At 30.8% G+C, this 250-nt stretch carries 1 protein-coding gene and 1 pseudogene; one reads left to right on the forward strand and one right to left on the reverse strand.

Going from position 1 to position 250, the window contains the following annotated elements:
* A pseudogene (locus tag IDG64_RS14625) lies at window positions 1-132 on the reverse strand (kinase/pyrophosphorylase); the annotation flags it as partial.
* A gap of 46 nt (window positions 133-178) precedes the next feature.
* Between IDG64_RS14625 and IDG64_RS15670 the strand changes: the two are divergent.
* Window positions 179-250 (forward strand): hypothetical protein (locus tag IDG64_RS15670; protein ID WP_481906132.1); only part of this gene is annotated, 72 nt, incomplete at its 3' end.

Consider the following 250-nt stretch of genomic DNA (forward strand, 5'->3'; position numbering starts at 1 on the left):
TGCTTTTTGAGAAACATCAATGACAGGACATCCAATTTCACTTACGATTTCTTCAAAGTAATTCAATTCTTCTTGAATTCGTGCTTCTGTTGCATATCGAGCTGTGTCACCTAGTCCTAATTGTTTTTGTCGAAAATTAGGTATAATAGTATAACTAATGCTTAATAGGTGATTTAATTTGCGAATAGATCAATCGATCATTAATGAAATAAAAGATAAAACCGACATTTTAGACTTGGTAAGTGAATAT

Source organism: Staphylococcus sp. EG-SA-15 (assembly GCF_017151895.1).
Lineage (GTDB): Bacteria > Bacillota > Bacilli > Staphylococcales > Staphylococcaceae > Staphylococcus > Staphylococcus aureus.